The sequence below is a fragment of the Vibrio sp. WZ-1 genome, from assembly GCF_052037695.1.
Classification (GTDB): Bacteria; Pseudomonadota; Gammaproteobacteria; order Enterobacterales; family Vibrionaceae; genus Vibrio.
In genome coordinates this window covers 1-1,108 of sequence record NZ_JBQEQR010000008.1, presented here as the reverse complement: position 1 = coordinate 1,108, position 1,108 = coordinate 1, and the positions used below count along the sequence as shown (strand labels likewise).

Genomic DNA, 1,108 nt, shown 5'->3' with positions numbered 1-1,108 from the left:
TGTCTAAAGAAAAATTTGAACGTGTAAAACCGCACGTAAACGTTGGTACTATCGGCCACGTTGACCACGGTAAAACAACTCTAACTGCAGCTATCTGTACAACACTTGCTAAAGTATACGGCGGTGCTGCTCGTGACTTCGCATCTATCGATAACGCTCCAGAAGAGCGTGAGCGCGGTATCACAATCGCTACTTCTCACGTAGAGTACGATACTCCAACTCGCCACTACGCGCACGTTGACTGTCCAGGACACGCGGACTACGTTAAGAACATGATCACTGGTGCTGCACAGATGGACGGTGGTATTCTTGTAGTTGCTGCTACTGATGGTCCAATGCCACAAACTCGTGAGCACATCCTACTAGGCCGTCAGGTTGGTATCCCTTACATCATCGTATTCATGAACAAATGTGACATGGTTGACGATGAAGAGCTACTAGAACTAGTAGAAATGGAAGTTCGTGAACTTCTATCTGAGTACGACTTCCCAGGTGATGACCTACCAGTTATCCAAGGTTCTGCACTAGGCGCACTAAACGGCGAAGAGCAGTGGGAAGCTAAGATTGTTGAACTAGCTGAAGCGCTAGATTCATACATCCCTGAGCCAGAGCGTGCAATCGATCAGCCATTCCTAATGCCTATCGAAGACGTATTCTCAATCCAAGGTCGTGGTACAGTAGTTACTGGTCGTATCGAGCGCGGTATCCTAACTGTAGGTGACGAAGTAGAAATCGTAGGTATCAAAGAAACTACAACTACTACTTGTACTGGTGTTGAGATGTTCCGTAAGCTTCTAGACGAAGGTCGTGCGGGTGAGAACGTTGGTGCACTTCTACGTGGTACTAAACGTGACGAAGTTGAGCGTGGTCAAGTACTAGCTGCTCCTAAGTCAATCAACCCACACACTAAGTTCGAGTCAGAAGTATACGTACTTTCTAAAGATGAAGGTGGTCGTCACACTCCATTCTTCAAAGGCTACCGTCCACAGTTCTACTTCCGTACAACTGACGTAACTGGTGACATCTCTCTACCAGAAGGCGTAGAAATGGTAATGCCAGGCGACAACATCCAAATGCAAGTTGAGCTAATCGCTCCTATCGCTATGGA

Annotated in this window: 1 protein-coding gene; it reads left to right on the top strand. The window is 47.0% G+C overall.

What is annotated here, in order from left to right:
• A partial coding sequence (gene tuf, locus ACTS60_RS00030; protein ID WP_440886707.1) for an elongation factor Tu occupies positions 1–1,108 on the top strand: 1,108 nt, incomplete at both ends.